The 23,523-nt window shown below is 71.1% G+C and carries 19 protein-coding genes; 9 read left to right on the top strand and 10 right to left on the bottom strand.

All coding sequences use genetic code 11. The annotated features are described in order from the left end of the window. Positions 1 to 496: 496 nt before the first annotated feature. Positions 497 to 1,063 carry a DJ-1/PfpI family protein gene (locus tag ACIGXX_RS42340; RefSeq protein WP_351170896.1) on the top strand — a complete coding sequence of 189 codons (567 nt, stop codon included), beginning with the start codon at positions 497 to 499 and terminating at the stop codon, positions 1,061 to 1,063. Here ACIGXX_RS42340 and ACIGXX_RS42335 read toward each other — a convergent pair whose 3' ends face one another. After that, positions 1,064 to 1,732 carry an HAD family hydrolase gene (locus ACIGXX_RS42335; protein ID WP_351170893.1) on the bottom strand — a complete coding sequence of 223 codons (669 nt, stop codon included), beginning with the start codon at positions 1,730 to 1,732 and terminating at the stop codon, positions 1,064 to 1,066. A 224-nt stretch (positions 1,733 to 1,956) separates the two neighbouring features. Beyond that, positions 1,957 to 2,484, bottom strand: a complete 528-nt coding sequence (locus ACIGXX_RS42330; RefSeq protein ID WP_399984330.1) for a DUF6912 family protein — start codon at positions 2,482 to 2,484, stop codon at positions 1,957 to 1,959. A gap of 358 nt (positions 2,485 to 2,842) precedes the next feature. Here ACIGXX_RS42330 and ACIGXX_RS42325 point away from each other — a divergent pair, with 358 nt between their 5' ends. After that, a complete protein-coding gene (locus tag ACIGXX_RS42325; protein WP_366462255.1) occupies positions 2,843 to 3,283 on the top strand; it encodes an Rv3235 family protein in 441 nt (146 codons plus the stop codon). Positions 3,284 to 3,353: 70 nt separating this feature from the next. On the opposite strand, the gene secA is transcribed toward ACIGXX_RS42325, so the two are convergent. Continuing rightward, a complete protein-coding gene (secA, locus tag ACIGXX_RS42320; protein ID WP_351170885.1) occupies positions 3,354 to 6,194 on the bottom strand; it encodes a preprotein translocase subunit SecA in 2,841 nt (946 codons plus the stop codon). 223 nt (positions 6,195 to 6,417) lie between these two features. Here secA and ACIGXX_RS42315 point away from each other — a divergent pair, with 223 nt between their 5' ends. Both ACIGXX_RS42315 and ACIGXX_RS42310 read left to right on the top strand, forming a co-directional pair. Then, a complete protein-coding gene (locus ACIGXX_RS42315) occupies positions 6,418 to 6,990 on the top strand; it encodes a GNAT family N-acetyltransferase (RefSeq protein ID WP_351170882.1) in 573 nt (190 codons plus the stop codon). Positions 6,991 to 7,088: 98 nt separating this feature from the next. After that, positions 7,089 to 8,279, top strand: coding sequence for a winged helix-turn-helix domain-containing protein (locus ACIGXX_RS42310; RefSeq protein WP_399984324.1), 1,191 nt, complete (start codon positions 7,089 to 7,091; stop codon positions 8,277 to 8,279). Positions 8,280 to 8,295: 16 nt separating this feature from the next. Here ACIGXX_RS42310 and ACIGXX_RS42305 read toward each other — a convergent pair whose 3' ends face one another. The 7 genes from ACIGXX_RS42305 to mtnA all read right to left on the bottom strand — a co-directional run bounded on the left by ACIGXX_RS42305 (position 8,296) and on the right by mtnA (position 17,010). Continuing rightward, positions 8,296 to 9,039: a response regulator transcription factor gene (locus ACIGXX_RS42305; RefSeq protein ID WP_351170876.1), complete on the bottom strand. Its 744-nt coding sequence runs from the start codon at positions 9,037 to 9,039 to the stop codon at positions 8,296 to 8,298. Positions 9,040 to 9,234: 195 nt separating this feature from the next. After that, positions 9,235 to 9,927 (bottom strand): ribosome hibernation-promoting factor, HPF/YfiA family, encoded by a 693-nt coding sequence (gene hpf / locus ACIGXX_RS42300; protein WP_383822238.1) that lies wholly within the window; start codon positions 9,925 to 9,927, stop codon positions 9,235 to 9,237. A 316-nt stretch (positions 9,928 to 10,243) separates the two neighbouring features. Beyond that, on the bottom strand, positions 10,244 to 11,050 hold the full coding sequence (locus ACIGXX_RS42295; protein ID WP_361469566.1) for a ComF family protein: 807 nt from the start codon (positions 11,048 to 11,050) through the stop codon (positions 10,244 to 10,246). Between the two features lie 98 nt (positions 11,051 to 11,148). Then, positions 11,149 to 13,014 (bottom strand): LpqB family beta-propeller domain-containing protein, encoded by a 1,866-nt coding sequence (locus tag ACIGXX_RS42290; protein ID WP_399984318.1) that lies wholly within the window; start codon positions 13,012 to 13,014, stop codon positions 11,149 to 11,151. After that, positions 13,004 to 15,121: an MtrAB system histidine kinase MtrB gene (mtrB, locus tag ACIGXX_RS42285; protein ID WP_399984315.1), complete on the bottom strand. Its 2,118-nt coding sequence runs from the start codon at positions 15,119 to 15,121 to the stop codon at positions 13,004 to 13,006. Before mtrB ends, ACIGXX_RS42290 begins: the two co-directional genes overlap by 11 nt. A 1-nt stretch (position 15,122) precedes the next feature. Next, entirely contained in the window at positions 15,123 to 15,812 is a 690-nt protein-coding gene (gene mtrA, locus ACIGXX_RS42280; protein WP_198502768.1) for a two-component system response regulator MtrA, read from the bottom strand. A gap of 4 nt (positions 15,813 to 15,816) precedes the next feature. Beyond that, positions 15,817 to 17,010, bottom strand: a complete 1,194-nt coding sequence (gene mtnA, locus ACIGXX_RS42275) for an S-methyl-5-thioribose-1-phosphate isomerase (protein WP_399984310.1) — start codon at positions 17,008 to 17,010, stop codon at positions 15,817 to 15,819. Between the two features lie 140 nt (positions 17,011 to 17,150). Here mtnA and ACIGXX_RS42270 point away from each other — a divergent pair, with 140 nt between their 5' ends. From ACIGXX_RS42270 to ACIGXX_RS42250, 5 genes are all read left to right on the top strand, one after another. Next, positions 17,151 to 18,458, top strand: a complete 1,308-nt coding sequence (locus ACIGXX_RS42270) for a glycerophosphoryl diester phosphodiesterase membrane domain-containing protein (protein WP_399984307.1) — start codon at positions 17,151 to 17,153, stop codon at positions 18,456 to 18,458. Between the two features lie 4 nt (positions 18,459 to 18,462). Then, a complete protein-coding gene (locus tag ACIGXX_RS42265) occupies positions 18,463 to 19,164 on the top strand; it encodes a DUF4129 domain-containing protein (RefSeq protein ID WP_399984304.1) in 702 nt (233 codons plus the stop codon). Positions 19,165 to 20,042: 878 nt separating this feature from the next. Beyond that, a complete protein-coding gene (locus ACIGXX_RS42260) occupies positions 20,043 to 21,119 on the top strand; it encodes a DUF4350 domain-containing protein (protein WP_399984301.1) in 1,077 nt (358 codons plus the stop codon). Beyond that, the gene (locus ACIGXX_RS42255; RefSeq protein ID WP_361469584.1) at positions 21,119 to 22,099 is read left to right on the top strand and encodes a MoxR family ATPase; all 981 of its coding nucleotides are present in this window, start codon (positions 21,119 to 21,121) and stop codon (positions 22,097 to 22,099) included. The genes ACIGXX_RS42260 and ACIGXX_RS42255 overlap by 1 nt, the downstream gene beginning before the upstream one ends. After that, positions 22,099 to 23,409 carry a DUF58 domain-containing protein gene (locus ACIGXX_RS42250; RefSeq protein ID WP_351170852.1) on the top strand — a complete coding sequence of 437 codons (1,311 nt, stop codon included), beginning with the start codon at positions 22,099 to 22,101 and terminating at the stop codon, positions 23,407 to 23,409. The genes ACIGXX_RS42255 and ACIGXX_RS42250 overlap by 1 nt, the downstream gene beginning before the upstream one ends. The last annotated feature ends 114 nt before the right edge of the window (positions 23,410 to 23,523 follow it).

Raw genomic sequence — 23,523 nt, 5'->3', positions numbered from 1 at the left:
GACTCCTGTCGCGCGCCGTTGCGTGACGTAGAAGGAAGTGATCCGACGTAACGCCGCGACGCGGGGTCTCCGGTCGAAGTCGACGTTATGCCGCGGTGAGAGATGAGCGGGCGGTTATCCGCCATTTTCAGCGGTTTCGCTGACCGATGGCTGGGATGATCTGGCTGGCCGCACCGCGAAGAAGCGTCAGCGACGTCCCGGGCACGGATGTCCTCCGTGTTCCCCGGGCGCAGGGCGGGGGCGTACACGCCCCCGCGGGATATCGCGCTGATCACAGGTCAAGGCTATCTCCCTCGACCCGGGAGTCGTCATGAGCCGTATGTGTACAAAAGCAGGGGTGGAACTTTGACACTCTGCACAGAGACTTTCGCGCCATCTGTCGGCGATGGACCCGCTCTCCGGACCGGTGGGCCCTCTTGGCAAACCGGACGGGCGGATGCACGTTGAGCGGGACGGACGGACACGACGGACACGCACGACAGGGGAGCGAGCACCGATGGCAGCCAAGATCCTCATAGTGACCGGTGACGCGGCGGAGTCCCTGGAGGTCCTGTACCCCTTCCAGCGGCTGCGCGAGGAGGGGTACGACGTCCACATCGCCGCCCCCGCCCGCAAGAAGCTGCAGTTCGTGGTGCACGACTTCGAGCCGGGCTTCGACACGTACACGGAGAAGCCGGGCTACACGTGGCCCGCGGACCTCGCCTTCTCGGAAGTCGATCCCGGACAGTACGCCGCTCTGGTGATCCCGGGCGGCCGGGCCCCGGAGTATCTGCGCAACGACCCGGAGCTCCGCAAGATCCTCAAGTCCTTCTTCGACGCGGACAAGCCGGTCGCGCAGATCTGCCACGGCCCGCTCCTGACCGCGGCGATCGGCGGCCTCAGCGGTCGCAGGGTCACGGCGTACCCGGCCCTCGAGCTGGACATGCAGACGGCGGGCGCGACGTTCAAGGACGCCGAGGTGGTGGTCGACGGCACGCTGGTCTCGGCCCGTGCCTGGCCGGACCACTCCGGCTGGATGAGGGAGTTCCTCACGGTCCTGCGGGCGAAGGCCCCGGTGACGTAGCTAGGCGGCCAGCGACTCGGCCCTCTCCACGGCTTCCGCGAGGCTGTCGACCACCGGGACACCGACGGCCTCCAGGCTGGCCCTGCTGTGCGAGCCCCCGGTGTAGAGCACGGCCTGCGCGCCCACGTGTGCGGCGGCCACCGCGTCGTCGACGGCGTCACCGATCACGACGATCCGGTCCGCGGGCACGGACTCCAGGGCCTCCAGGTGGCGCACCATGCGCTCGGCCTTGCCCGCGTGCGAGGTGTCCGTGCGCCCGTCGATGCGCACGAAGTGCTCCTCGATCCCGTGCCGCCGCACGATCGGCACCAGGTGCTCGTGCGGCGCGAGCGAGAGCAGCGACTGCGTACGCCCGGCTGCCCGCCGCCCCGCGAGCAGCTCGGCGGCGCCGTCGGCCAGCGCGCACGCCTCGACCCGCATCCAGTAGTGCTTGTGGAACACGGCGTCCATGACCAGCCACTCGGCATCGGTGGGCAGCCGCCCCATCAGCCGCTCGTAGAACAGCGGAATGGGCACGCAGTACAGGTCGCGATACCGCTCGAGCGTGATCGGCTCGAGGCCGAGCTCCGCGAAGGAGGCGTTCGTGGACTCGATCACCGCATCGATGTCATGCAGCAGAGTCCCGTTCCAGTCCCACACGATATGCGCCCCGCGCAGCAGCTTCCCCATAGGCAAACGGTACCCGGACGCACCGTCTGCCATCCGGGGCGGCTTCGGCTCCGGGGCGCCGGGAACCGTGCTCCGGGCGGACAAACCGGCACGTTCCCTCAGGAGCGTTCCCGATTGCGGGGCAATCGGACGGGTGGGCGGGAAGGCCTGTTCGTCCAGGGTCGGATGCGGGGTGACGGGCGGGTGGGTGGGAGAGGACCCCGCCCAAGCCCCGCAGGGAACCCTCAGGCGATCAGCCCGGGAATCTCCTGCGTCGCGAACCACAGCAGCTCGTGGTCCTCGACACCGTCCACGGTGAACCGCGCGTCATCGTCCCCCTGGTCCGCGACCCCCAGAGCCTCCGCCCCCGCAGCGACATCCGCCTCCGCATCCCCGGCATCCACATGCACGGCGGCGACCTTCTTCAGGCCCAGCACCCCGGCCACCCGCACCTCGCCGAGCCCGAGCTCCGGGTCGAGCTCCGGGTCCAGCTCCGGGTCCAGCTCCGGATCGAGCTCCACCGCCCCGTCCGCCACATCCGCGGCCAGCACGACCCGCCGCCGAGCCGCCCCCGGATCACCCGCGATCAACCGCAGCGAAGCGAGCGCGGCCCGGTTGAGGGCGGCGTACTCCAGCTCCTCCACGTCGTCCGAGACGTACCACTCACGCAGAGCGGGCGTCACGGCATAGGCGGTCAGCGGCGCGGGCCCCAGCTCGCCCGCCTTGTACGCCTCGGCGAGACGGCTCAGGGTCAGGGGAACGTAGACGCGCATGACGGCCCGCTTTCACAGTCGTAGACACACTGCACCGGTGGAGACAGAGAGTCGGAGGTCAAAGAAGAGGCCTCCAGAATACGTGCGGGAGTCCCCCTTCGAGCTGCGCCCCACACCCACCCCCCACGTCACCCCGCACCCCCGCCCTTCACCCGGCACACCCCAGCGCCCCCAAGGCCCGAGCCACCCCCGATCACCCGGATAGGTGACTCCTCCGCCCCCTGCCCCCACCACCGGCAGACCCTTGCGACCCGCGCCCTCGTCCCCGTACAAGATCTCCGACGGAAGTTACTCCCCGGTACCGAAATCCCAGGAACCGGGCCAGCGAAGCCGGAGGCGATACGGCATGCAGAAGGTGATGACCAGGCCCCGTCCCCGCCCGCCGGCGCCCACCCGCCCACCGGGCCGCACGGACCCCCGCCGCCCCGCGGCGGCCCGTACACCGACGCGCCCGCCCAGGACCCCGCCCCAGCCCCCACCGCACCCCACCGAGCTCTTCACCGAGCGTCTGCTCCTGGTCCTCAGCGGCCAGAAGCCGGTCCACTGGGCGGCGCGCCACATCGCGCACACCGCGTTCGACGACCTGACCCGCCTCGCCGAACGCACGCCCCTGACCGTGAACGGCCGGCGCCCCACGATCCACCGGATCGGCCACTACGAACCGTGCCCCGGCGTCTACGAGGTCTTCGCGAGAATCGGCACGGGCGCCACCCTCAGCGCCCTGGCGTTCCGCCTGCACCTGGGCGCGGACCAGAGGTGGCGCTGCACGGCGGTGGAGGTCGGCGCGCCCGGGAGATGAAAAGGCAAAGGGGCCGAGCACCCCACGGTGCCCGGCCCCCAACAGCTACAGCTACAGCTACAGCGCGCCGCTACTTCTTGCGGCGACGCCCGCCCTTCTGGGCCTTGCGCCGCTCCGCCCGGGTCATGCCGTCCGACTCGGACCGCGCACCCGCGTCCTCGGTCTCGAAGTCGCCCTCGTCGACGCCGCCCTCGGCGTTCGGCGCCTGGAAGTGCAGACGGTCCGGCCGCTGCGGGGCGTCGAGCCCCTTGGCGCGGATCTCGGGACGGCCGCCACCGGCGGGAACGGCGTCCTTCTTGTCCAGGGACGTCGCCCCGGCCGCGTCCGACACCGGAACCTCCTCGACCTGCTGCTCGACCTGGACCTCCAGGTTGAACAGGTAGCCGACGGACTCTTCCTTGATGCCGTCCATCATGGCGTTGAACATGTCGAAGCCCTCGCGCTGGTACTCGACCAGCGGGTCCTTCTGCGCCATGGCACGGAGGCCGATGCCCTCCTGGAGGTAGTCCATCTCGTAGAGGTGCTCGCGCCACTTGCGGTCGAGCACCGAGAGGACGACCCGTCGCTCCAGCTCACGCATGATCTCGGAGCCGAGCTGCTCCTCACGCGCCTCGTACTGCTGGTGGATGTCGTCCTTGATGGACTCGGAGATGAACTCGGCGGTCAGACCCGCGCGGTCGCCCGCGTCCTCCTCCAGCTCCTCGATGGTGACCTTCACCGGGTAGAGCTGCTTGAAGGCGCCCCACAGCCGGTCCAGGTCCCACTCCTCGGCGAAGCCCTCGGCGGTCTCCGCCGAGATGTACGCGTCGATCGTGTCGTCCATGAAGTGCGTGACCTGGTCCTGGAGGTTCTCGCCCTCCAGGACGCGGCGACGCTCGCCGTAGATGACCTCGCGCTGGCGGTTGAGGACCTCGTCGTACTTCAGGACGTTCTTACGCGTCTCGAAGTTCTGCTGCTCGACCTGCGACTGGGCGGACGCGATCGCGCGCGTCACCATCTTGTTCTCGATCGGCACATCGTCCGGGACGTTCGCCATCGCCATCACGCGCTCGACCATCTGCGCCTTGAACAGACGCATCAGGTCGTCGCCCAGCGAGAGGTAGAACCGGGACTCGCCCGGGTCGCCCTGACGGCCGGAACGACCGCGCAGCTGGTTGTCGATGCGGCGCGACTCGTGGCGCTCGGTGCCCAGGACGTAGAGCCCGCCGAGGTCCTTGACCTCCTCGAACTCCGCCTTCACGGCGCGCTCGGCCTTCTCCAGGGCGGCGGGCAGCGCCGCGGCCCACTCCTCGACGTGCTCGACGGGGTCGAGGCCGCGCTGGCGCAGCTCCGCCTCGGCGAGGTCGTCGGGGTTGCCGCCGAGCTTGATGTCCGTGCCTCGTCCGGCCATGTTCGTCGCGACGGTGACGGCGCCCTTGCGGCCGGCCTGGGCGATGATCGGCGCCTCACGGTCGTGCTGCTTGGCGTTCAGGACCTCGTGCTGGACGCCGCGCTTGGAGAGCTGCTGGGAGAGGTACTCCGACTTCTCCACGGAGGTCGTGCCGACCAGGATCGGCTGGCCCTGCTCGTGCTTCTCGGCGATGTCGTCGACGACGGCGGCGAACTTCGCGACCTCGGTGCGGTAGATCAGGTCCGACTGGTCGGCGCGGACCATGGGCCGGTTCGTCGGGATCGGCACGACGCCCAGCTTGTAGATCTGGTGGAACTCGGCGGCCTCGGTCATGGCCGTACCGGTCATGCCGCAGAGACCGGGGGTCTCCTTGCCGTCGTGGTCGTGGCGCTTGTAGAGGCGGAAGAAGTTCTGCAGGGTGATCGTGGCCAAGGTCTGGTTCTCGTCCTTGATGTCCACCCCTTCCTTCGCCTCGATCGCCTGGTGCATGCCCTCGTTGTAGCGGCGGCCGGCGAGGATACGGCCGGTGTGCTCGTCGACGATCATGACTTCGCCGTCGATGACGACGTAGTCCTTGTCCTTCTTGAAGAGTTCCTTGGCCTTGATGGCGTTGTTCAGGTAACCCACGAGCGGGGTGTTGACCGACTCGTACAGGTTGTCGATGCCCAGCCAGTCCTCGACCTTGGCGACGCCGGACTCGTGGATGGCGACGGTGCGCTTCTTCTCGTCGACCTCGTAGTCGCCGGTCTCCTCGATGCCCTTCAGCTGGTTGCCGGGCTCGCCCTTGGTGAGGCGGGTGACCAACTTGGCGAAGTCGCCGTACCACTTGGTGGCCTGGTCGGCGGGGCCGGAGATGATCAGCGGCGTACGGGCCTCGTCCACCAGGATCGAGTCGACCTCGTCGACGATCGCGAAGTTGTGGCCGCGCTGCACCAGTTCGTCCTTCGACCACGCCATGTTGTCGCGCAGGTAGTCGAAGCCGAATTCGTTGTTCGTGCCGTACGTGATGTCGCTCGCGTACTGCTCGCGGCGCTGGGCCGGCGTCATGTTGGCGATGATGCAGCCGACGGACAGGCCCAGGAACTTGTGGACGCGGCCCATCATCTCGGAGTCGCGCTCGGCCAGGTAGTCGTTGACCGTGATCAGGTGCACGCCCTTGCCCGACAGGGCGTTGAGGTACGCGGGGAGGGTGCCGACGAGCGTCTTGCCCTCACCGGTCTTCATCTCGGCCACATAGCCGAGGTGCAGCGCGGCGCCGCCCATCATCTGGACGTCGTAGTGCCGCTGGCCGAGGACGCGCTTGGCGGCCTCACGCACCGTGGCAAAGGCTTCGGGGAGGAGGTCGTCAAGGGTCTCGCCGTCGGCGTAACGCTCCTTGTACTCCTCGGTCAGCGCGCGCAGCTCGGCGTCGGAGAGGCTGACAAAGTCCTCTTCGATGGAGTTGACCTGGTCCGCGATGCGGTGCAGCTTGCGCAGGATCTTGCCTTCGCCTGCACGCATGATCTTCGAGAGGACGGACACGGGGGTTGGTCTCCTTGCCGGTCGGGCCTGGCATGGTCGGTTTACTCATAGGGCAACGGCCATCGTAAGCGAGGAGCGGGCCGCGCCGGGAGGTCTGCCGATACGTCAACGGACGGGGGGCCTGGAAGGTGCCGGGTTGTGCCGATCAGCGCTCGGCGAAATGCGGGTGAAAGCGCGGCGAAAAGCACTGGCCCATGGCCCCTCGCCCCCGCAGAATCACCGGATGGAGCCCGTCACCCTCACCACCGAACGCCTGACCTTGCGCACCTTCACGTCCGCCGACACCGACGAGACGTACGCGGCCTGTCAGGACCCCGACATCCAGCGCTGGACCACGATCCCCTCCCCGTACGCGCGCACGGACGCGGAGGGCTTCATCACGCGCATGGTGCCGGACGGCTGGCGCTACGACACGGAGTACACCTTTGCCGTACGTCCCCGGGGCGGCGGCCCGCTGATCGCCGCCGCCAGCCTGCACCACCCGCGCTCGGGCGCCTGGGAGGTCGGCTTCTGGACGGCGAAGGAGCACCGGGGCAACGGCTACATGACGGAGGCCGTCCTCGCCCTGGCCAGGTGGGCCTTCGGCGACCTGGGCTGCACCCGCCTGGAGTGGCGCGCCGAGGTCGGCAACACGGGATCGCGCGCGGTGGCGGAGAAGGCGGGCTTCGCCTTCGAGGGCACCCTGCGCGGCGCCCTCCTGAACAAGTCCACGCTGCGTGACTGCTGGGTGGGCGCCCTGCTCCCGAGCGACCTCGGCCTGTCGTCGAGCCAGCCCTATCTGCCGGCCCGGGACTGAGGCGGCCGGGGACTGAGGCCGACCCCGCAGCCCACCTCTTCACGCCTCTTCCCGCAGGCCGCGGGGCGTTGTCAGTGCCGCCGCCTATCGTTTCCGGCATGACGAGCCTGCCGCGCCCCGCCATCGACCTCTCCGCCGACGAGGCCCGCCGCATCGCGCTGCGCGCCCAGGGATTCTTGGGCGCCCCGGACCGCAGGTCCGGCGTGCGGGGCGTGCTGCGGCATCTCGGCGCGGTCCAGCTCGACACGATCTCGGTCCTGGCCCGCTCGCACGAGCTCATTCCGTACGCACGTCTGGGCGCCGTGGGCCGCGACCGGATCGAGGCGGCGTACTGGGACGGGGCGTCGGCGGGCTCCGGCCCCGCCCGGCCGCACGCCTTCGAGTACTGGTCGCACGCCGCGTGCATCCTGCCCATCGAGGAGTGGCCGCACTTCGCCTTCCGCCGCCGCGCGTACCGCACCCGTCCGCACTGGCACCACGACCTGCCGAACGGCGCGTACGACACGGTGATCAAGCAGCTCACCGCCGAAGGCCCCCTCACGGCCACGGAATTGGGCGGCGCGAAGAACAAGGGCGAGTGGTGGGACTGGTCGGACGCGAAGGTCGCCGTCGAGCGCGCGCTGATGTACGGCGAGGTGGTCTGCACCGAGCGGCGCAGCTGGAAGCGGGTGTACGACCTCGCGGAGCGCGCGATCCCCGAGGCGCTGCTCCATGACGACCTGGACGACACGGAGTGCCTGCGCCGCCTGGTCCGCCTGGCAGGGCAGTCGCTGGGCGTCGGCACGCGCGCGGACATCGCGGACTACCACCGCCTCAAGGGCGAGCAGTTCGACGCGGTGGTCGCGGACTCGGGGCTCGTCCCGGTGACGGTGCAGGGCTGGTCCAAGCCTGCCTGGGCCGATCCCGCGGCACTGGCGAGCGTCCCGCGCGGCCGCCACCGCACGACGCTCCTCTCGCCCTTCGACTCCCTGATCTGGGAGCGGGCCCGCACGGAGCGGATCTTCGGCTTCACCCACCGCCTCGAGGCGTACGTCCCCAAGCCCAAGCGGATCCACGGCTACTTCGCGATGCCGGTCCTGGCCGCTGGCCACCTGGTCGGCCGCGTGGACCCGGCCCGCGAGGGCAGCACGCTGGTCGCCAAGCAGGTGTCGCTGGACGGCCCCAAGTCCGTGCCCGCGGTGGCACAGGCGCTCCGCGAGGCGGCGACCTGGGTCAACTGCGATTCCGTACGGGTGGAGCGGGTGGACCGTCCCGAGCTGACCGCCGAGTTGGTCCGCGCCCTGGGCTGAGCCGGAGCCCCCGGCCTCACCTGATCTCGAGGATCTTCTCCCGCATCGCGTACACGACCGCCTCCATCCTGGAGTGCAGCTGCAGCTTCTCCAGGATGTTGCGGACGTGGTTCTTCACGGTGTTCTCGGAGATGAAGAGCTCTTTCGCGATGTCGCGGTTGTTCATGCCCGTGGCGACCAGCTTCAGCACTTCCAGCTCGCGCTCGGTCAGCCGCGGCGCGGGCACCAGCCTGCGCTCGTCGGTGCGCTGGATCATCGACTTGAACTCGGTGAGCAGTTTCGACGCCATGGACGGGCTGATCTGCGACTGTCCGTCGGCCACCGCGCGAATCGCCGTGGCGACCTCGTCCGTGGAGATCTCCTTGAGGAGGTAGCCCGTGGCGCCCGCCTTGATCGCGTCGTAGAGGTCGGCCTCCTCGTCGCTGATCGTCAGCATGATGATCTTGGCGCTGGGTGCGACCTCCTTGATGGAGGTGCAGGCCTCGATGCCGCCGCGCTTGGGCATCCGTACGTCCATCAGCACGATGTCCGGCAGCAGGTCCGCGGCCTTGTCCACCGCCTCCGCGCCGTCGCCCGCCTCCCCGACCACCTGGATGTCCTCCTCGGCGGCGAGGACGATCTCCAGGCCACGACGGAAGAGCGCGTGGTCGTCCACCACCAGGACCCTGATGGGCTCCTTGCGCGGTGCGCCCGCGTCCGTGCCGATGCCGATGCCGCTGTCGGCACCCTCATCCCGCATCGGTCCGAAGCTGTCCGCCATCGTTCCTCCCCCTGAAGGCCATGGCCCGTTGTGCGTCGGCTGTCGCCAACCCGAGGCGACAGCACACCGGTTGGCCGGCTCCGCCCATGATTTCATGCCCGGACGGCCGCGCGGTGCGCGCAGGGGTCGCATGATGATGCCCCTGGGGGCGCACACGCGCTCCAGGGGCACCATCGAGCCCTCGGCCGACCGGGGTCAGCCGCCGAGCGCACCGCCCCCGCCCGCGGACTCCGCCCGCGTGACCATGGGGTCGGTGTTGAGGCGGATGACGCCGTAGTCGTAGGCGTGTCGCCGGTAGACGACGCTCGGTTCCTTCGTCTCCGAGTCGACGAACAAGTAGAAGTCGTGCCCGACGAGTTCCATCTCGTAGAGCGCCTGGTCGAGCGACATCGGGGCCGCCACGTGGCTCTTCTCGCGGACCACGAGCGGGCCTTCGCCCTGGATCTCCAGTGAGCCGATCCTCTTGACGGGGATACCGTCCGGCTCTTCCTCACGTACGACGGTGCCGTCTCCGTTGAGAGTCGCCGCGTCCGGCACCCGCTCGGCAACCTCGGCGGCGGAGAGCCTGCCGGTGCCGCGCCGGTTGTGGCGCTTCTCGTGCTGCTTGCGCAGCCGGGCGTCGAGCTTGGCGGTGGCCAGGTCGAGCGCCGCGTACGGATCGGTTGCCGAGGCCTCCGCGCGGATCACGGGTCCACGTCCGCGGAGTGTGATCTCCACGCGGTCGGAACGGTCGGCCTGACGCGGGTTGGCCTCCTTGGACACCTCGACGTCCAGGCTGATCACCTTGGCGTCAAGCTTCTGGATCTTCTCCAGGTTCAGCTTCTCGGCCACGTGCTTGCGGAACCGCTCGGGTACCTCGGTCTTGCGGCCCTTGACGACGATGTCCACGCAGAACTCCGTTCCCGGATCGCCCCGCTTCGGTGGCGGAGCATCTCCCTTTTGCACCAGGCCCCGGTGACTCCCGGAGCCTCGGACTCGGTGACTTCCACCTCCTCCTCCCCCGCGAACAAGATCTACACCCCGACCGGCCCCGGTGATTGCGGAAAAACCCGGCGACCGGCATTCCGATATGCGAGGGGCGGCGTCCGCCATTCCTCACAACCGAACATATCTCGCCCGGACGGATGTCGTCACCCTCTACCGCCGCATACCTCCATTCAGGTGTATTGGCCCTCTCACTACCTGCAACGATGCAAGTTCCCAGTCAGTTCCGGTTTATTCCGAAAGAATCCGGTGAGGAGGCGACAACAGCGGCGGTGACCCTGTTCTCGCACGCTATTTCACGGGCTGTTACCACCGCGGCCCGCTTTTCACCTTCCGTGTGTACGTCACGTATTGCGCGGGCCGCCTCGGACAAAGACGCGCCCGTGGTCATCAGGTCGTCCACGATCACGATCCGGCCGCCGTCGGCGACGAGCCGCCCGCCACCCGCGGTCACCTCCAGAGCGCCGTGGAGATTCACCTGCCGCTGCCGGGAGTTGAGCCCCGCCTGGTCGGCCACCGCACGCCGCTGGCGCAGCACGCAGAGCACCCGGGCCCGCGTCCCGCCGCGCCGCAGCTCACCCGCCGCCGCCAGCGCGATCCGCCGTACCGGATCGTGCCCACGCGCCCGCACGGCCCGGGGAGCCGACGGAACGGGCACCAGCAGTACCGGAGCGTCACCACGCGCCCGAGCGGCACCGCGCGTCGAAGCGTCACCCCGCACGCAAGCGCCGTCACTCCGCAGCCCCGCGCGCACCGCCGCGGCCAGCCCCGCCCCCAGCGGCCCCGCGAGCCCCAGGGCGCCCCGCTCCTTGTGCGCGAGCAGCAGCGCCCGCACCCCGTCCTCGTAGGGAGCCGCCGCGTGCACCACCGGCAGTCCGGGCGGCCGCGGATCGGGGCTCACCCGGCACGGCACGGTCCCGCACAGGGCTTCGCGGCACTGTGCGCAGAGCGCCGTACGCGGTGTGCCACAGCCTCCGCACTCGGCCGGCAGCACCAGATCGGTGAGGTCCCGCCACCACCCCGGCATGCCCACCACTGTGCCAAGGCGCGCGCGCCGCTGCCACCCCTGTGGAAAACCGCCTGTGGACAACTCCACGGCACAGGAGCGGCCTTACCCGCGACGCCTCACCCCGGGTAGACCGGCGCCGTACCTTCCTTGACCACCGTCTGCCACTGCGCACCCGTCGGCAGCCGCACGATCCCGTCGTCCGAGTGCGCCACCAGCGGCTGCCGCTCGTCCTCGGACGCCGCGATCTCCTTCACGCCGGTGAGGCCGGGCAGCGTCGCGCCCGCGGGCACCGAGCCGTCGCACTGGACGTACCGCATCTGCTGCACACCGCCGGACTCGCGCCCGACCACCACGAGACGGCTGCCGCCCGCCCACGACATGGCGGTGACCTCCTCCATCTGCGGTGCCGCCTGGCGCAGTTCGACCACCGAGATGTCCGGCTGCTCGCCCTTGGCACCCGTCCGCTCGACGCGGCCGATCTTCAGGGACGTCTTGCCGTCCTTCTTCACGAGGAGCGCGACCCGTACGGCGTCGGCCGACACCCGCACCGCCTCGATCCGCCCGTCGAGGCCCGAGATCTTGACCGGCAGCGGGTCTCCCGCCCCCTGCTCCAGCCAGAGCAGCCGCTGCCGCTTCGGGTCACGGTCGGCCACCCAGAGGTCGCCGCGGCCGTCCCAACTGGGCGTGGAGAGACCGTCCTTCTCGGACTTGGCCCTGCTGCGCACCTCCGGCTTGCCGAGCGCGCCCGTGGAGACCAGCGACCCCATGTACAGCGAGCGCCCGTCGAGCGACACCCCGGCCGCCCGCTCCTCGTCCCGCGACACGGCGGCGGACCGCAGCGGCTGCTCGCCACTGCCCAACCGCCCCTGCACGGGCTCCGGATCGACCTTGCCCTTGGCGCTGGCAGGCATCCGCACCAGGCGCCGCCTGTCGTCGATGAGGTACTGGAAGTCGGGGTGGTCCGCGGTGCGGCGCGAGGCGACGGACTCGGCCCGGTCCTTGCTCAGGACGCACAGCTGCGAGCCGTTGCGGCGCTGGAGCTCCACCTCCTCGACGCCGGACGACGTCAGGTCCTGGAGCGTGAACAGCAGTTGGGCGGCCATCTCGGTGCACCGCTCCTGGCCTATGGGATCGGCCTTCGCGTTCAGCGGCACCGTCAGCTTGCCCTGGTCGTCGGGCGCCAGCGTCCTGGTGTCCGCCTTGAGCCGCGTACCCGTAGGGAAGCGGGTGCCCACGACCTGCTTGAGCCACGTGGTGGGCCCGTCGAGGAGCGCCTTGACGGTCTCCGTCACGGGGTCTATTCGCTGACGTATGTAGACGGGGTCGGCGACGAGACCTTCCTGGCCGCCTCCGGTGGCGCCGGACGAACGCGTCGCGAAGTAGTACTTGTTGACGGACCAGTAGATCCGCTGGAAGTCGGACTGCCCGAGCACGACGCCCGGCGGCACCCGGTCGATCCGCCACTCCTTGCCGTTGGATCCGTCCTGCTGCGTGAGGTGGACGACCTGGTTGTACGCGGCGTTGTCGAGCTGGTACGCGTGCTCCTTGTCGACCGTGGCGACCTTGCGCCCGGTCAGCGGGAAGGAACGGCCGCTCTCGCCGTCGTCCCCGACACTGCCCGATCCGGTGCTCGGCCCGTTCTCGAGCACCGTGGTCTGCAGATCCGGGTCCCAGCCCCTGGACGCGTCCTTGGTCAGGTACTTGCGCGCCATCGCGAATTCCGGGTCGTCGCTGGTCAGCGCCTCAAGAAAGCCCTGGACGATCTCCTCGGGGCTCGCGTCCTCACCCGGTGGCATCGCGTAGACGCGGACCTGGGACTGCGAGTCCGGCCGCTGGGAGGCGTCGACCGCCTTGAGGTTGCCGCTGTCGGGCATCGAGGCGCAGCCCGCGAGCAGCACCCCGCAGGAGCCGAACAGCAGACCGGCCCGCAGTGCGCGCCGGTGCGTGCGGCGACAGGTGCGGCGATCGTGGTCAGCGCCCACGAGAGGCCTCCCCTTCCCTTGCGGGATTTGTTTCCGTCTGGTCCGTCCCGTCCGTCCCGTCCGTCCCGCTCGCCTCGGACGCGGGGCCATCGGGCTCCTCGTCACGCGGCATGTCGTCGTCCATGGGCCGCCGCGGCACGACGCGCGACCCGCTGCCCGGCAGCGCCGCCGGGTCCGCCGTGGCCGCCTGCGCGAGCCGCGGCGCGATCGGAGCCCTCGCCGGGACGGGCGGCGGCACCCGCTCGGACGTCGACGGCTGCGCCGGCACCGTGGCCAGCTTGGCCGCGCCGCCGAGCGGCAGACCGGCGTCGTTCAGGCCGCGGTGGCGCCGCGAGTCGTCGGGCTCCAGCGGTATCGGCGAGCCCCGCAGCGCCTCGTCCGCCGTGCGCGGCAGCGTCAGGCGGAACTGCGAACCGCCGCCCGGCTCGCCCCAGGCCTGCAGCCAGCCGCCGTGCAGCCGAGCGTCCTCGAGCGCGATGGAGAGCCCGAGGCCCGTACCACCGGTGGTACGCGCGCGTGCCGGGTCGGCCCGCCAGAAGCGGCTGAACACCCGGGTCGCCTCGCCGGGCTTGAGCCCCACTCCGTAGTCACGCACCGCGACCGCGACCGCGCCGCCCGCCGCCGCGAGCCGCACCACGACGTCCTGGCCCTCACCGTGCTCCACGGCGTTGACCACGAGATTACGAAGGACGCGCTCCACACGGCGTGCGTCGGCCTCGGCGACCACGGGCTGCTGGTCCCCGACGACCCGGATGTGCGTCCCCTTGCGGTCCGCCAGCGGCTCCGCGCCGCCCACGACCCGTCGTACGACCTCACGCAGGTCTATCGGCTCGGCCTCCAGGGCCGCCGCGCCCGCGTCGAACCGGCTGATCTCAAGGAGATCCGCGAGCAGCGTCTCGAACCGGTCCAGCTGGTCGGCGAGCAGCTCGGCCGACCGCGCCGTCACCGGGTCGAAGTCCACGCGCGCGTCATGGATGACGTCGGCCGCCATCCGCACGGTCGTCAGCGGCGTACGCAGCTCGTGCGAGACGTCCGAGACGAACCGCCGCTGCATCCGCGAGAGCTCCTCCAGCTGCTGGATCTTCAGCTGGAGGTTCTGCGCCATCTTGTTGAAGGCCTCACCGAGCCGCGCGATGTCGTCCTCTCCGGTGACCTTCATACGTTCCTGAAGGCGCCCGGCGGACAGCCGCTCGGCGATGCCCGCCGCCATCCGTACCGGCGTGACGACCTGGCGCACCACCAGCCAGGCGATGGCGCCGAGCAGTACGACGACGAACAGGCCGGCGGTGGCGAGGGTCGTCCTGACGACGCCGAGGGACTCCTCCTCCTGGGTGAGCGGGAAGAGGTAGTACAGCTGGTAGGACTCGCCGTTCAGGTCGTTCAGCCGCTTGCCGATGACCAGGCCGGGCTGTGCTTCACGGCCGTCGTTGAAGACGATCCGGGTGTTGCTCTGATACGCCCTGGTGCCCTTGTCGACGCTGCTGCGCAGCGACTCGGGCACGCTCTGGATCGGGTCCACGCCCCCGGAGGCGCGCGGCCCGCGCACCCTGGCGCCGCCCGGCGTGGACGTCGGGCTCAGCGTCACCACGTTGAACGCGCTCTGGCCGCCGCTGGAGAGCTGCTCCACCAGGTCGGACATCCACACGGCGGTGGGCGGCGTGGCCCCGCCGTCGGACGTGCCGCTGTCCTGCCCGGAGCGCGGCCGGGCGGAGTTCGCCTCGTCCTGAGCGGCCCGGAAGCCACCGTCGGCCTGGCTCTGCGAGGCCTTCACCTTGGCCTTGAGCAGGCCGTTGTTCACGGAACTCATGACGGCGAAGCCGAGCATCAGCACGACGCCCAGCGACATGAGCAGCGTCGTGACGACGACCTTCAGCTGGATGTTGCGCCGCCACAGCCGCAGGGCGGGCAGCAGCGGGCGCCGCACCCAGCGCACGAAGAGCCTCAGGACGGGGCTGCCCTGCACCCCGTCCTGCAACAGCAGACCGCCGTCGAGAAGCCTCGCGAACGTGGAGCCGCGCCGGCCCGCCGCACCGCCCCGGGCCCCGCCAGTCCGCCCCGAGCGGCCACCCGGAGCCCCGGGCGGTACGGGGGAACTGTCCCGGGTCACGTCAGCTCGGTCCGGCCTTGTAACCGACACCACGGACGGTCACCACGATCTCCGGCCGCTCGGGGTCCCGCTCGACCTTCGAGCGCAGCCGCTGGACGTGCACGTTCACCAGCCGGGTGTCGGCCGCGTGGCGGTAGCCCCAGACCTGCTCGAGCAGCACCTCACGCGTGAACACCTGCCACGGCTTGCGGGCCAGCGCGACCAGCAGGTCGAACTCCAGCGGGGTCAGCGCGATCGACTGCCCCTCCCGCTTCACGGAGTGCCCCGCCACGTCGATGACCAGGTCACCGATGGCCAGCTGCTCCGGCGCGGGCTCCTCGGACCTCCGCAGCCGCGCCCTGATGCGGGCCACGAGCTCCTTCGGCTTGAAGGGCTTCACGATGTAGTCGTCGGCGCCGGACTCGAGCCCGACCACGACGTCCACGGTGTCGCTCTTGGCCGTGAGCATGACGATCGGCACCCCGGATTCCGCCCTGATCAGGCGGCACACCTCGATGCCATCACGGCCCGGCAACATCAAATCCAGCAGTACAAGATCCGGCTTTGCCTCCCTGAAAGCGGCCAGCGCCTTGTCGCCATCAGCTACGAACGACGGCTCAAAACCTTCACCACGCAGCACAATCCCGAGCATCTCGGCCAGTGCGGTGTCGTCGTCGACGACAAGGACTCGTCCCTTCATGCCTGACATCATCCCATTAGCTCATCGTTACCTGGCGTGACCTGGCACACAGCTCGCCCAGGCCCTCTGCTGTCACGGGCGACACGACGCCCTCCTCGGTGACGATCGCCGTCACCAATTCCGGTGGTGTCACGTCGAACGCGGGGTTGTACGCCTGGGTCCCCAGGGGTGCCACCGCGATCCCGCTTCCCGCTTCGATTCCGGCCATCGGCACGTAGGGTGCCGTGACCTCCGTCACTTCATGACTCGCCCGCTGCTCCACCTCGATGGACGCTCCGTCCGGGGTGTCCGGGTCCACGGTCGTGACCGGTGCCACCACGATGAACGGCACGTGGTGGTAGCGGGCCAGCACCGCGAGCGGATAGCTCCCCACCTTGTTGGCCACCGAACCGTCGGCCGCGATGCGGTCGGCGCCGATCAGTACGGCATCCACCTCACCCGCCGCGAACAGCGACCCCGCCGCGTTGTCCGTAAGCAAGGTGTACGCCATTCCGCTCCGCGCCGCCTCATACGCGGTCAGCCTCGAACCCTGCAGCAAGGGACGCGTCTCGTCCACCCACAGCCTGCGAAGACGTCCCTGCCGGTGCGCGGCAAGGGCCACCGCGAACGCCGTGCCCTCCCCGCCGGAGACCAGCGCCCCCGTGTTGCAGTGCGTGAGGACGCGGTGACCGCCGCCGGGCAGCATCTCGTCGAGCAGCGCCAGACCGTGCACCGCCATCCTCGCGCTGGCCTCGGCGTCCTCCCGGTGCAGCTCCCGCGCGGCCGCCAGCGCCGCGGCGCCCGCCAGCTCCTGGTCGGCGCCGCCCGCGACCGCCGAGCGGTACGCCGTCAGGGCCCTGCGGACGCCGGAGCCGAGGTTGACCGCGGTGGGCCTGGCCCCCGCGAGCGCGAGCGCGGCCTCGTCCACGTCGAAGCCGCGTACGGCGGCCAGCGCGACGCCGTACGCGCCCGCTATGCCGAGCAGCGGCGCCCCACGCACCGCCAGCGTGCGGATCGCCTGCACCAGGGCGGGCGCGTCCGTGCACACTAGCTCGGTCTCCTCGCCGGGCAGTCTGGTCTGGTCGAGGAGGACCAGTACGGGGCCCTCCGGCGGCTCGGCCCAGCGGATCGCGGGGATCGCCGGGCTCGCTGCTCTCACTGGGGGCGCTGAGTTCGTCGGGGTCTCGGTCGGCCGTGTGTCCTCGCCTGATTGCGCGTACTGATCAGCCATCCGCCCAGTCTGCCCCGTACCTGACGGACAATTGAAGGTGTGCAGCCCATACGCTGCCCGGTCACCGCAAGGGCGTGCCGTGGCACGATGGCTGCCAACCGGCCGCCGCGACAGCGGACGGGCACCGTGAAGGAGCGACGATGAACGACACTCCGGGCTGGGCTTCGCCCGGATCTGCCCCCTCCGACGGACAGGACTCCGGCAAGCCCGAACCTGCCGAGCCCGCGGACAAGCCCGACGGTCCGGGCTCGAAGTGGTCCAAGGAGCAGCCGCCGCCCGCCCAGTGGTCCGCCCCCAGCCCGCCGGCCGCCGGCCAGACCCCGCCTCCTCCACCGCCGCCTCCCGGTGGCGGCTGGGGCGGCGGACACCCTGGCGGCCCCGGCCCCGGTGGACCTGGCGGCCCCGGCGGCCCCGGTGGCTACCCCGGCTGGGGCGCCTGGCAGGGCCCGCCGCCCGCCGCCAAGCCCGGCGTCATCCCGCTGCGGCCGCTCGGCGTCGGCGAGATCCTGGACGGCGCGGTCTCCACGATGCGTACGTACTGGCGCACGGTGCTCGGCATCTCGCTTGCCGTCGCCGTGTTCACGGAGATCGTCGTCATCCTGCTGCAGGGGCTCGTCCTCAACGACAGCGAGACCACGGAGGTCCTCGACGACCCGAGCGCGACCGTCGGCGAACTGACCCGTGCCCTGGGCGACACCCTGCTGAGCTCCGGCGTGATCCTGCTGATCACCCTGCTCGGCACGATCGTCGCGACCGCCCTGCTCACGATGGTCACCAGCCGCGCCGTGCTCGGCAAGTCGGTCACCACGGCGGAGGCCTGGCAGGACGCCAAGCCGCAGCTGCCGAGGCTGATCGGCCTGACCCTGCTGCTGCCGCTCATCGGCATGGCGGTCGTCGCCGTCGGCACCCTGCCCGGCGTACTGATCGCGGTGGCCGGGGCCGGCGACGCCGGCATCAGCCTCGCCGTGCTCGGCGGCTTCGCCGCCGGAGTCGTCGCCATCTGGCTGCTGGTCCGCCTCTCGCTCGCCTCGCCCGCCCTGATGCTGGAGAAGCAGGGCGTGAAGAAGTCGATGGCCCGCTCCGCGAAGCTGGTCCGCGGCTCCTGGTGGCGGGTGTTCGGCATCCAGCTGCTCGCCGCGATCATCGCCAACGTCATCGCGTCGATCATCGTCATCCCCTTCACCCTCATCGCGGGCGCGGTGAGCGGCGACGGCGTCACCGGCTTCCTCGACACCGGCACCGGCGACCTCGGCTGGACCTTCCTGATCGTCAGCGGCATCGGCTCGGTCATCGGCTCGATGCTCACGTTCCCGATCACCGCCGGAGTCACCGTGCTCCTCTACATCGACCAGCGGATCCGCCGCGAGGCCCTCGACCTCGAACTCGCGCGCGCGGCGGGCCTCCAGGGCGACAACGGCTCGGGCGCCCCCGGAACCCCCGGGAGCTGATGCGGTGACGGGGGCAGCACTGCACGGGTCGAGAGCGGTCGCACCACTCGTACGACGCACCGGCGACGACGGCCCGCCGGTCACGATCCCGCGCGACCCCGCGCGGGAGGCCGCCGAGCGCGAACTGTCGAACCCGGCGTACCACGAGAACGACCCCAGCCTCCTGCAGCGCGCCCTGAACCGCTTCTGGGAGTGGGTCGACGACCTGTTCACCGCCGCCTCGGGGGCGACCCCGGGCGGCGGCCTCGGCCTCCTGGTCGTCGTCATCGCGATCGTGGCCCTGCTCGCCGCCCTCTGGTGGCGCCTGGGCACCCCCCACCGCGCCCCCACGTCGTCCCCCGCGCTCTTCGACGACCGCCCCCGCACGGCGGCGGAACACCGCGCGGCCGCGGAGGCACACGCGGCCCAGGGCCACTGGAGCCAAGCCGTCCAGGAGCGCATGCGAGCCATCGTCCGCTCCCTGGAGGAACGCGCCCTGCTGGACCCCCGCCCGGGCCGCACAGCAGACGAAGCAGCGGCGGAGGCCTCCCGAACGCTCCCCGCCCACGCGACGGAACTCCATTCGGCGGCCCAGTCGTTCGACGCCATCACGTACGGCGGCCGCACCGCCACGGAGCCGACGTACCGCCGACTGACCACCCTGGACAAGGCCCTGACCCAAACAAGGCCGACACTGAGCAACACCCCTACGGGAGCCCCCAAGTGACGGCCCCCCAGGACCCCACGAACGCCGACACCTCCCCGCACTCCGAGCCGCAACGGCCGGCGGCAAACGGACCCGAGGCCGAACCCGGCGCCCACACGAGCGGAACGCCGACCGAGAGCCATGACGGAACCGGCAGAGGCGAGAACTCGCGACAGGCCGCGAGCAACCCCAGCTCCAACACCGAAGCCCCCACCCCAACCCCCGCCAACACAAAGCCCAACACAGCTACACCCACCAACACGACGCCCGGCACACCTGCACCCGCGCCCGCGCCCGCAACGCCGGACACACCTGCACCCACCCCCGCGGCCCCCACCAACACAACGCCCGGCACACCTGCACCCGCGCTCGCGCCCGCGAACACGAACGCAACGCCGGACACACCTGCCCCCACCCCCGCGGCCCCCGCCAACACCGCGCCCGACACACCTGCCCCCGTCTCTGCGGCCCCCGCCAACACAACGCCCAACACAGCTACACCCGCGCCCGCGCCCGCGCCCGCCAACACAACGCCCGACACAGCTGCGCCTGCCCCCGCGCCCACAGCCCCCGCCAACACCGCGCCCGGCACACCTGCCCCCGTCGCTGCGGCCCCCGCCAACACAACGCCCGGCACAGCTACACCCGCCCCCGCCCCCGCACCCACAGCCCCCGGCACCACGCCAACGGCCCCCGGCACCACCCCGACCGCAGCCGCAGCCACCGCCCCCTCCGCGACGGCACTCGCACCCGACGCCGCCCCAGGGCCGTCCGCCTCCTCCCGCTCCTCCCGCTCCTCCGCCCCCACGACCTCCTCCACCCCCACCCCCCGCCAGCTCTGGACCCGAACCCGCGGCATCCTCCTCGCCCTGTTCGTCCTCCTGGCAGCCGCCATCGCCATGGCGGCCGTCCGCTCCGGGGCCCAGCACGGCCGCCTCGACCCCCGCTCGGCCGACCCGTACGGCAGCCGCGCCGTCGCCGAACTCCTCGCCGACCGCGGTGTCTCCACCCGCGTGGTCACCACCTCCGAAGAGGCCAGGTCCGCGGCAGGCCCGGACACCACGCTCCTGGTGGCATCGCCCGACCGGCTCACCGAGCGCCAGCAGTCGCGCCTGCGCGAAGCCACCGAGGACTCCCGAGGTCGCACCGTGCTCCTCGCCCCCGGCACCCCCTCGGTAAGCACCCTCGCACCGGGGGTCACCGCGGACGCCACCCCCAGCCTCGACTCGAAGCTCTCCCCCCGCTGCTCCCTGCCCGCAGCCAAGCGTGCAGGCTCCGCCGACGTGGGCGGTCTCCGCTACGACACCCTCGCCCCGGACGCCGAGGCCTGCTACGTCAGCGACGGCCTGCCCAGCCTGCTACAGCTCCCGGCGGCCGACGGACCCGGCGACACCGTCGTACTCGGCGCCCCGGACATCCTCTTCAACGACCGCCTCGACGAGCAGGGCAACGCCTCACTGGCCCTGCAACTCCTCGGCTCCCGACCGAACTTGGTCTGGTACCTCCCCTCACCCGCCGACGCCGCCGCCACCGACGACGCCGACCGCGACTTCTTCGACCTGATCCCCGACGGCTGGCTCTGGGGCACCCTGCAACTCACCGTCGCCGCCGCACTCGCCGCCCTCTGGCGCGCCCGCCGCCTCGGCCCGCTGGTCCCCGAACGCCTCCCCGTAGCCATCCGCGCCTCGGAAACCGTCGAAGGCCGAGCCCGCCTCTACCGCAAGGCGAACGCCCGCGACCGCGCGGCCGCCGCCCTCCGCTCGACCACCCGCACCCGCATCGCCCCCCTCATCGGCGTCTCCCCCGGCCAGGCACACGCCCCCGAGACCCTGCTCCCCGCCCTGACCGCCAGGCTCCACTCCCCGGGCCAGGACCTGCACCCCCTCCTCTTCGGCCCGCCGCCCGGCAACGACGCGGCCCTGATCACCCTCGCCGACCAACTCGACGCCCTCGAAAGAGAGGTACGTACTTCATGATGGACCCGACCACTGACAACGCCGGGAGCTCCGCCAGCGCCCGCTCCTCGCTGGAGTCCCTGCGCACCGAGATCTCCAAGGCCGTGGTCGGCCAGGACCCCGCGGTGACGGGCCTCGTCGTGGCCCTGCTCTGCCGCGGTCACGTCCTCCTCGAAGGCGTACCCGGAGTGGCCAAGACCCTGCTCGTCCGCGCCCTCGCCGCATCCCTCGAACTCGACACCAAGCGCGTCCAGTTCACCCCGGACCTGATGCCGAGCGATGTCACGGGCTCCCTCATCTATGACGCCCGCACCACCGAGTTCTCGTTCCAGCAGGGCCCGGTCTTCACCAATCTCCTCCTCGCCGACGAGATCAACCGCACCCCTCCCAAGACCCAGTCCTCCCTCCTCGAAGCGATGGAGGAACGCCAGGTCACGGTCGACGGCACCCCTCGCCCGCTCCCCGAGCCCTTCCTCGTCGCGGCCACCCAGAACCCGATCGAGTACGAGGGCACGTACCCGCTCCCCGAAGCCCAGCTGGACCGTTTCCTCCTCAAGCTCACCGTCCCCCTCCCCTCACGCCAGGACGAGATCGACGTCCTCACCCGCCACGCGGAGGGCTTCAACCCCCGCGACCTGCACGCCGCCGGCATCCGCCCCGTCGCGGGCCCCGCCGACCTGGAGGCAGCCCGCGCCGCGGTCGCCAAGACCTCGATCTCCCCCGAGATCACCGCCTACGTGGTGGACATCTGCCGCGCGACCCGCGAATCCCCGTCCCTCACCCTGGGCGCCTCCCCCCGAGGCGCCACAGCGCTCCTCTCCACGGCCCGCGCCTGGGCCTGGCTGACCGGCCGCGACTACGTCATCCCCGACGACGTGAAGGCCCTCGCCCTGCCCACCCTCCGCCACCGCGTGCAACTCCGCCCGGAGGCCGAGATGGAGGGCGTGACGGCCGACTCCGTCATCAACGCGATCCTCGCCCACGTCCCGGTCCCCCGCTGATGGCCCTCACCGGCCGCGCAGCACTCCTCGCGGCCCTCGGCAGCCTCCCCGTAGGCATCTGGGAACCCAGCTGGACAGGCATCCTCGCCGTGAACGCCCCACTGGCCCTGGCCTGCGCCTGCGACTTCGCCCTGGCCGCCCCCGTACGCCGCCTGGGCCTGACCCGCGCAGGCGACACCTCCGTACGCCTCGGAGAATCCGCCGACGTCGAGCTGACCGTCACGAACCCCTCCGGCCGCCCCCTGCGCGCCCAGCTCCGCGACGCCTGGCCCCCCAGCAGCTGGCAGCCCGGCACCGAAGTAGCGTCCTCCCGCCACCGGTTGACGATCCCACCCGGCGAGCGCCGCCGCCTGACCACCCGCCTGCGTCCTACCCGCCGCGGCGACCACCAGGCGGACCGCATCACCATCCGCTCGTACGGCCCCTTGGGCCTCCTCACCCGCCAGGGCAGCCACAAAGTCCCCTGGACACTCCGGGTCCTGCCCCCCTTCACCAGCAGGAAGCACCTCCCGTCCAAGCTGGCGCGCCTCCGCGAACTCGACGGCCGCACCAGCGTCCTGACGCGCGGCCAGGGCACCGAGTTCGACAGTCTCCGCGACTACGTCCCCGGCGACGACACCCGCTCCATCGACTGGCGCGCCACCGCCCGGCAGTCCACGGTCGCCATCCGCACCTGGCGCCCGGAGCGCGACCGCCACATCCTGCTGGTCCTCGACACCGGCCGCACCTCGGCGGGCCGGGTCGGCGACGCCCCGCGCCTGGACGCCTCGATGGACGCGGCCCTGCTCCTCGCGGCCCTGGCCTCCCGAGCGGGCGACCGCGTAGACCTCCTCGCATACGACCGCCGGGTACGCGCCCTGGTCCAGGGCAGGGCGGCGGGCGAGGTACTTCCCTCCGTCGTGAACGCCCTGGCCACCCTCGAACCGGAACTCGTCGAAACGGACGCCAGGGGCCTGACCTCAACAGCCCTCCGCACCGCGAAGCGCAGCTCACTGATCGTGCTGCTGACCAGCCTCGACGCAGCCCCCATCGAGGAGGGCCTGCTCCCGGTGCTGTCCCGCCTGACACAACGCCACACGGTCCTCCTGGCATCGGTGGCCGACCCCCACATCGAGCAGATGGCCAAGGCCCGCGGAACAACAGAGGCCGTGTACGACGCCGCAGCCGCCGCCCAGGCCCACGCGGAACGCCACCGCACGGCGGAACAACTCATCCGCCACGGCGTAACAGTCGTGGACGCGACCCCAAACGACCTGGCCCCGTCCCTGGCAGACGCATACCTGTCCCTAAAGGCGGCCGGCCGCCTCTGAAACGCACAAGGGAAATAGAAAAAGGCCCTCTAGGGGGCCTGGAACGCAGAAAACCCCCGCACCAGAGGTGCGGGGGTTTCCCGTTAATAATAGTTCGGCGGCGTCCTACTCTCC

It is taken from the genome of Streptomyces sp. NPDC055243, assembly GCF_044544025.1.
Taxonomy (GTDB): Bacteria; Actinomycetota; Actinomycetes; order Streptomycetales; family Streptomycetaceae; genus Streptomyces.
This window is presented reverse-complemented; position numbering and strand designations above follow the sequence as displayed.

Coding starts and splice junctions, on each gene's coding strand:
- ACIGXX_RS42340 (WP_351170896.1), top strand. CDS start 497: ATGGCAGCCAAGATCCTCATAGTGACCGGTGACGCGGCGGAGTCCCTG.
- ACIGXX_RS42335 (WP_351170893.1), bottom strand. CDS start 1,732: ATGGGGAAGCTGCTGCGCGGGGCGCATATCGTGTGGGACTGGAACGGG.
- ACIGXX_RS42330 (WP_399984330.1), bottom strand. CDS start 2,484: ATGCGCGTCTACGTTCCCCTGACCCTGAGCCGTCTCGCCGAGGCGTAC.
- ACIGXX_RS42325 (WP_366462255.1), top strand. CDS start 2,843: ATGACCAGGCCCCGTCCCCGCCCGCCGGCGCCCACCCGCCCACCGGGC.
- ACIGXX_RS42315 (WP_351170882.1), top strand. CDS start 6,418: ATGGAGCCCGTCACCCTCACCACCGAACGCCTGACCTTGCGCACCTTC.
- ACIGXX_RS42310 (WP_399984324.1), top strand. CDS start 7,089: ATGACGAGCCTGCCGCGCCCCGCCATCGACCTCTCCGCCGACGAGGCC.
- ACIGXX_RS42305 (WP_351170876.1), bottom strand. CDS start 9,039: ATGGCGGACAGCTTCGGACCGATGCGGGATGAGGGTGCCGACAGCGGC.
- ACIGXX_RS42295 (WP_361469566.1), bottom strand. CDS start 11,050: ATGCCGGGGTGGTGGCGGGACCTCACCGATCTGGTGCTGCCGGCCGAG.
- mtrA (WP_198502768.1), bottom strand. CDS start 15,812: ATGATGTCAGGCATGAAGGGACGAGTCCTTGTCGTCGACGACGACACC.
- mtnA (WP_399984310.1), bottom strand. CDS start 17,010: ATGGCTGATCAGTACGCGCAATCAGGCGAGGACACACGGCCGACCGAG.
- ACIGXX_RS42270 (WP_399984307.1), top strand. CDS start 17,151: ATGAACGACACTCCGGGCTGGGCTTCGCCCGGATCTGCCCCCTCCGAC.
- ACIGXX_RS42260 (WP_399984301.1), top strand. CDS start 20,043: ATGGCGGCCGTCCGCTCCGGGGCCCAGCACGGCCGCCTCGACCCCCGC.
- ACIGXX_RS42255 (WP_361469584.1), top strand. CDS start 21,119: ATGGACCCGACCACTGACAACGCCGGGAGCTCCGCCAGCGCCCGCTCC.
- ACIGXX_RS42250 (WP_351170852.1), top strand. CDS start 22,099: ATGGCCCTCACCGGCCGCGCAGCACTCCTCGCGGCCCTCGGCAGCCTC.